At 73.2% G+C, this 5,928-nt stretch carries 5 protein-coding genes and 1 pseudogene; 3 read left to right on the plus strand and 3 right to left on the minus strand.

The window, feature by feature from the left end:
• A pseudogene (locus AB0C29_RS29915) lies at positions 1–354 on the plus strand (alpha/beta hydrolase); the annotation flags it as partial.
• Here the strand turns inward: AB0C29_RS29915 and AB0C29_RS29920 are convergent.
• The 3 genes from AB0C29_RS29920 to AB0C29_RS29930 are packed head-to-tail and all read right to left on the minus strand — an operon-like array spanning position 342 to position 3,255.
• On the minus strand, positions 342–719 hold the full coding sequence (locus tag AB0C29_RS29920) for a Rid family hydrolase (RefSeq protein WP_360827011.1): 378 nt from the start codon (positions 717–719) through the stop codon (positions 342–344). The pseudogene AB0C29_RS29915 and the gene AB0C29_RS29920 sit on opposite strands and share 13 nt — an antisense overlap.
• Positions 719–1,948 (minus strand): amidohydrolase/deacetylase family metallohydrolase, encoded by a 1,230-nt coding sequence (locus AB0C29_RS29925; protein ID WP_360827014.1) that lies wholly within the window; start codon positions 1,946–1,948, stop codon positions 719–721. The genes AB0C29_RS29920 and AB0C29_RS29925 overlap by 1 nt, the downstream gene beginning before the upstream one ends.
• Complete coding sequence (locus tag AB0C29_RS29930) at positions 1,945–3,255, minus strand: transcriptional regulator (RefSeq protein WP_360827017.1); 1,311 nt, start codon at positions 3,253–3,255, stop codon at positions 1,945–1,947. Before AB0C29_RS29930 ends, AB0C29_RS29925 begins: the two co-directional genes overlap by 4 nt.
• 92 nt (positions 3,256–3,347) lie before the next feature.
• On the opposite strand from AB0C29_RS29930, the gene AB0C29_RS29935 reads away from it, so the two are divergent.
• Both AB0C29_RS29935 and AB0C29_RS29940 read left to right on the plus strand, forming a co-directional pair.
• A complete protein-coding gene (locus tag AB0C29_RS29935) occupies positions 3,348–4,514 on the plus strand; it encodes an alanine racemase (protein WP_360827020.1) in 1,167 nt (388 codons plus the stop codon).
• A 96-nt stretch (positions 4,515–4,610) separates the two neighbouring features.
• Positions 4,611–5,798 (plus strand): extracellular solute-binding protein, encoded by a 1,188-nt coding sequence (locus tag AB0C29_RS29940; RefSeq protein WP_360827024.1) that lies wholly within the window; start codon positions 4,611–4,613, stop codon positions 5,796–5,798.
• The last annotated feature ends 130 nt before the right edge of the window (positions 5,799–5,928 follow it).

The following is a 5,928-nucleotide window of genomic DNA, read 5'->3' on the forward strand; positions in this document are numbered from 1 at the left end:
GGCGGGGCCATGCTCAGCGCCGGCTGGCTCCGCGACGCGCCCGCCTGGTTGCGCGGCATCGCGCTGAACTATCCGGTGGTGACCCCACTGCCGGGCATGGTGGCCGCGCCGGGCTTCGCCGCACCGGCCGAGGCGGTCGGGCCGGGCGCCCCGCCGCTCCTGCTGACCCGGGTGGGCCGCGAGCACCCGGGCTTCGCCGCGGGCGTGGAGACGTTCCTGACCCGGGCCGGCGACGTCGAGCTCATCGAGGTGCCGAACGGGCAGCACAGCTTCGACATCGCCGACCACACCGAGGAGTCACGCGCCGCGGTGCGTCAGGCCGTCGAGTGGGTGCGCAGGCGTCAGGCGGTGTAGAGCACGGCGTCGATCTCGATGTCGAAGCCGACCAGCGGGACCGGCAGGGTGGTGCGCACCGGCAGGTGCTCACCCTTGATGTACTGCGGGTAGATCTCGTTGAGCTCGGCGAAGTCGGCGAAGTCGCGCAGGTAGACGCCGACCCGGACGGCCTGGTCGAGGCTGCTGCCGGCCGCCTCGGCCACGGCGGCCAGGTTGCGGAAAGCCGCGTGCGCCTGCTCGGCGAAGCTGCCGGTGACCCGGGTGCCGTCCGGCAGCGCCGGGACCGCGCCGGCCAAGTAGATGGTGTCGCCGGCGACGACGGCGTGCGAGTAGGGGCCGCCGGCGGGTGCGGCCAGGTCGGTGATGATGGCACGCTTCGGCATTACGGACTCCTCGGTGTCGGTCTCGGGAACTGTTCGGCCAGGCCGTCCGCGCCGGCCAGCGGCGCGGTGAGCAGGATGCGCAGGTCGCGCTCGCGCCGGGCGAGGGCGGCGCGCTGGGCGTCGGTCAGCGGGATCCACGGTGGGGTGGGCTGGCTCAGCCGGGGGATCATCCGGCGGCCGGCCACGTACGTCGCCTCGTTGACCAGCCGCAGCGGGGCGTGCCGGACCTGACGGTGAGCGTCCACGACCTCGAAGGCGCCCTCCTCGATCCGGAACACCGCCAGGTCGGCGGGGGCGCCGACGTCCAGCGTCCCGCCGGGGAGCCCCAGCGCGCGGGCGGGACGCACGGTGGCGGCGGCGAGCACCTCGGCCAGCGGCAGGCCGGCGGCGAGCAGTTTGGCCATCGTGGTCGGCAGGTCGAAGACCGGGCCGTGCACCGAACGGGCGTGCAGGTCGGTGGAGACCGTGTCCGGGGCCAGGCCCTCGGCGAGCTGACGTTCGAGCACGTCGAAGGCGAAACCGCCGGAGCCGTGGCCGATGTCGAGCAGCACGCCGCGTTCGCGGGCGGCGCGCACGGCCGGGCCCAGGGGAGCGGCGATGCCACTCGCGCAGTGCGTCACGATGTCGCCCGGGCGCAGCAGGCCGAGGACCTCGTCGAGCGCGGGTGGGGCCGTACCGATGTGGACCATGACCGGGATGCCGCAGGCCTGCGCCGCGGCCAGGCCGCGCCGCAGGGGTTCGACGCCGTTGTCACCGACGGTCTCGCGGTCGATCCGGACCTTGATGCCGCGGATCAGGTCGCGATGCGCCTGCACGGTGTCGATCGCCAGCGCGGTGTCGCAGTTGTCCAGGTCACGGCTCTCCCCGGTACGCCCGGCCAGCCCCACCGCGGAGATGTTGAGCAGCGCCGGCACCCGTACGTCGGTGCCCGCCACCATCCGGCGCAGCCCGGTCAGGGTGTACGCCCCGGCCGACCCGGCGTCGACCCAGGTGGTGACGCCGGAGCGCCAGGCGATCGGATCCGGCTCGATGCCCCAGTAGCCCGGCCCGACGTGCGTGTGCAGGTCGACGAGTCCCGGGGTGACCAGCAACCCGGCGACGTCCACCACCGTGCGGGCATCCTCGGTCAGGCCCGGTCCCACGGCCGCGATGAGCCCGTCGCGCACCGCCACGTCGGCCGGTCCCGTCCCCGGCACCTCTCCGCCGGTGAACAGCAGGTCGTAGGTCATGCCGCACCTTCGAGGGCCGCGGTGATGGCCAGCCGGTAGAGCCGGGTCGGGCGGCCCTTGCGGTGCACCTGCGAGCTGCCGTCGTCGACGGCCAGGCTGGACTCGCTCAGCTTGCGGATGAGCCGCCGTCCGCTCGGGTCGGTGATGCCCAGCGACCGGGCCAGCTCGCTGGGCGAGACCGGCCGGCCGCCCAGGTTGCGTTCGATCGCGGCCAGGCGTGACAGCGTCGCCGGGCTCAGCCCGACCCGTCCGGCCAGCGCCTCGATGCCGCCGTGCTCGCGGTAGGTGTAGGTCAGCGGGGTCCCGCCGGCGCCCATCGGGCCGATCATCATGCCGTTGTCGGAGATCAGGTACGCGCCCGGCTCGGCGTCCTGCTCGGCCCGGGCGGCGGCCCGCTCGGCCAGCGTCACGCACAGCCGGGCCGAGTCGCCCAGGCCGAAGCCCGCCACCGCGCGGATGCCGAGGGTGTCGCGGGCCTCGGCGAGCACCGGCAGGCCCACCCACTGGTGGGTGATCGCCTCGAAGAGTGCCGCGTGCGCGAAGACCACGACACCGCGCCGGCCCCGGTTGTCGATCCACGCGTCGGCGAAATCCGGGGTGTTGAGCAGCAGGTGCAGCAGGCCCACCCGGGCCCGGTCCAGGTCGGGGCTCTCCTCCGGCTTGGCGATGAGGAACACCCCGGCGGCGAAGCGCAGGCCGTCGGCCCTTTTGTGCCGGATGCGCAGGGCCAGCTCGTGCAGGTCGGCGCGGATCGTGCCGGGTGTGGCCAGGGCGTGCAGGACGGCGACGCTGCCGTCGAGGGCGGCCGCGACACCGGTACGGACGCTGATCACGTACGCGGCGCCGGTGCGGTCCAGCTGCTCGCGGTGGAACCCGACGACGTCGGCGATCGGCTGCTCCGGCTCGAACGGCAGGCACGCGATCGCCTGCCGGTCCAGCTCCAGCGCGGTGGCCACCTCGTCGACGGTCTCCTGGGCGAAGGTGTCGATGCTGACCGGGGTGGCCGGCCAGCCGTTGCCGCGGGCCCGCGACCAGGCCAGGGCCAGATCCAAGGCGGCCGAGCGGGTCACCGCGACCGGCAGCTCCGGCGGCAGCAGATCCCGGGACCGGGCGTACGGGACCAGCCCCAGCAGCAGCCCGTCCAGCCGTTCGGCCCGCAGCAGCCCGGCGACCCGTTCTCGGATCTGATCCTCGTGCTCGTAGACCGCCCAGGCGAACGTCACCCCGGTCAGGGTGCGGGCCGCCTCCTCGAAGCGGGGGCGGTGGCTCGTGTGCAGCACCAGGCCGATCACCATCGCCGCCGGCACGCCTCGCCCCCCGCCGCACACCTAGTGGTTCGTAATTGGTCCGTAGTAGCGTGCGCGAAAGCGCCCCCCTGGTCAAGCTTGAGGAGACGGACATGACCCTCGACATCCCGGACGAGCTCATCGACTGGCGGGCCAAGGGCTTCTGGCTGCCGGCCGGCGAGGTCACCACCCGCGACTTCGCCGCTGCGCGGCATCACCTGTTCGACGGCTCGTTCACCTGGCCGCTGCTGGTGGTCCGGGACTCGGCGGTACGGTCGAACATCGCGACGATGGCCGCGTACGCCCAGCGGTACGGGTTCTCCTTCGCCCCGCACGCCAAGACGTCGATGGCCCCGACGCTGCTGGACGCCCAACTGGCGGCGGGGGCTTGGGCGATGACAGTGGCGACGGCGAGCCAGGCCCTGGTGCTGCGCCGGCTCGGGGCGCCCCGGGTGCTGATCGCCAACGAGGTGCTGGACCCGACCGCGCTGGGCTGGCTGGCCGCCGAGTCCGCCGCCGGCTGGGAGGTGCTCCTCCAGGTCGACTCCGTGGCCGGGGTGCAGGCGGTGGCGGCGGCGGGCGGGCTGCCGGTGCTGGTCGAGCTCGGGCATCCGGGTGGGCGGACGGGCTGCCGTACCGTCGAAGAGGTTGTCGCCGTGGCCCGCGCGGCCGCGGATGCGCCGGGGGTCTCCCTGCTCGGGGTGACGGCCTACGAAGGCGCGCTGCCCGATGTCGAGGCGGTGGACGCGTTCCTGGCCACGTTGGTCGAGGCGGCCCGGGCGGTCGCCGACCTGGCCGGTCCCGAGGTGTTGGTCTCGGCCGGCGGCAGCGCCTGGTTCGACCGGGTGATCAAGGCACTTGAGGGGCAGTGGCTCGACGGCCACCGGGTCCGCGCGGTGTTGCGCAGCGGCGCCTCGGTGACCCACGACGACGGCTTCTACCGGGAGCGCACGCCGTTCAACCGCGAGCCGGGTGACGGGTCCCTGGCGGCCGCCCTGGAGATCTGGGCCCAGGTGCTGTCCACTCCGGAGCCCGGGCTGGCCATCGTGGGAATGGGCAAGCGGGACGCGCCTTTCGACGAGGGACTGCCGGTCACCGAGGGGCTGACCGTGACGAAGATGAACGACCACCACACGTACGTGACCGGCGGATCGCCCGCTGTCGGTGACCTGCTGCGCTTCGGTCTGTCGCACCCGTGCACCGCCTTCGACAAGTGGCGCTTCATCCCCGTGGTGGACGACGGGAACGTGGTCGTGGACGTGCTGCACACGTACTTCTGAGGGTTGACGGCCGGGGCTCCACACTCCACTCTGAGGGCAGTTCACCAACGAACTACTTACGAACCTGGTTCCTCAGTGAACGTCAGGAGTGCCCCTATGCGTCTGCGCCTGCGCTTGGCGGTTGCCGCCGCCCTCACCCTCACCGTGACCGCGTGCGCCCCGTCCACCTCGTCGCCCACCGCCGCGCCCTCGGACGGCGGCGCCCGCACCGGCACCCTCAAGGTGTGGCTCTTCGACGAGCCCAACCGCGCGCCCAAGGAGGCCGTGGCCCAGGAGGCGGTCGCCGAGTTCACCGCCGCGCACCCCGGCACCAAGGTCGACATCGCCTACCTGGCGGTCGACACCCGCAGCGAGCGCTTCAAGGGCGCCTTCAACGACCCGGCCAGCGCGCCCGACGTCGTCGAGTACGGCAACACCGACCTGCCCGAGTACGCGGCCGCGGGCGGGCTGGCCGACCTGGGCCCGGCCGTCACCGCCTGGCCCGAGGGCGCCGACCTGAGCGCCGACGCCAAGGCCAGCGCCACGTTCAAGGGCACGCTGCTCGGCGTCCCCTGGTACCTCGGCGTCCGCGCGCTGTACTACCGCACCGACGTGTTCACCGAGCTCGGCCTGCGCCCGCCGACCAGTCAGGCGGAGCTCACCGCGGCGGCCCGGACGATCCGCGCGAAGAAGCCGGAGCTGTTCGGCATCGCGGTCGGCGGCAAGTACACGTTCGGCGCGCTGCCGTTCATCTGGGACGCCGGCGGGGACATCACCTCGATCAACTCGGCGCAGTCGCGGGCCGGGCTGAAGGCGTACACGGATCTGCTGAAGCCGGACAACTGCCCGCCGCAGCAGTGCGCCGACCTCACCGGCGGCAAGACCGTCGAGCTGTTCGCCAGCGGCAAGGCCGGGATGGCCATCATCGGCAACTTCAACCGGGCCGCCGTCGAGGCGGGCGCGGCCAAGGGCAAGTACGCCGTGGTGCCGCTGCCCGGCAGCAAGCCCGGCTCGATCGCCCCGGCCTTCGCCGGCGGCAACAACCTGGGCATCATGCGCAACAGCCGGCGGCCGGCTCTCGCGGCCGACTTCCTCACCCTGCTGGCGAGCAAGAAATACCAGACCAAGATGTACGCGGCCATGGGCAACCTGCCGACGTTGCAGGCCGCCCGGACCGAGGTGGCCGGCCAGGAACCCTTCCTCAAGCCGTTCCTGTCCACCATCGACGCCGGGACGAAGTTCGTGCCGCTCGACCCCGGCTGGGGCAAGATCGACGCGCAGGCCGTACTGCCCACATTGATCTAGACGTTGTTCACCGGAATGGCAACGATCGTGGCGGCCACCGACGAGGCCGCCACGGCGATCAACGCGGCCCTGGGCAAGTGACCACCGCGCTGCCGGCGGTCCGGCCGCGCCCGCGCCGGCGCGGCTGGAC

Origin of the sequence: Actinoplanes sp. NPDC048791, from assembly GCF_040650095.1 — a bacterium.
Lineage (GTDB): Bacteria > Actinomycetota > Actinomycetes > Mycobacteriales > Micromonosporaceae > Actinoplanes.

Excerpts from the sequence above, each read along its gene's own strand:
- AB0C29_RS29925 (WP_360827014.1), bottom strand. The coding sequence starts at position 1,948 with ATGACCTACGACCTGCTGTTCACCGGCGGAGAGGTGCCGGGGACGGGA.
- AB0C29_RS29940 (WP_360827024.1), top strand. The coding sequence starts at position 4,611 with ATGCGTCTGCGCCTGCGCTTGGCGGTTGCCGCCGCCCTCACCCTCACC.
- AB0C29_RS29935 (WP_360827020.1), top strand. The coding sequence starts at position 3,348 with ATGACCCTCGACATCCCGGACGAGCTCATCGACTGGCGGGCCAAGGGC.
- AB0C29_RS29920 (WP_360827011.1), bottom strand. The coding sequence starts at position 719 with ATGCCGAAGCGTGCCATCATCACCGACCTGGCCGCACCCGCCGGCGGC.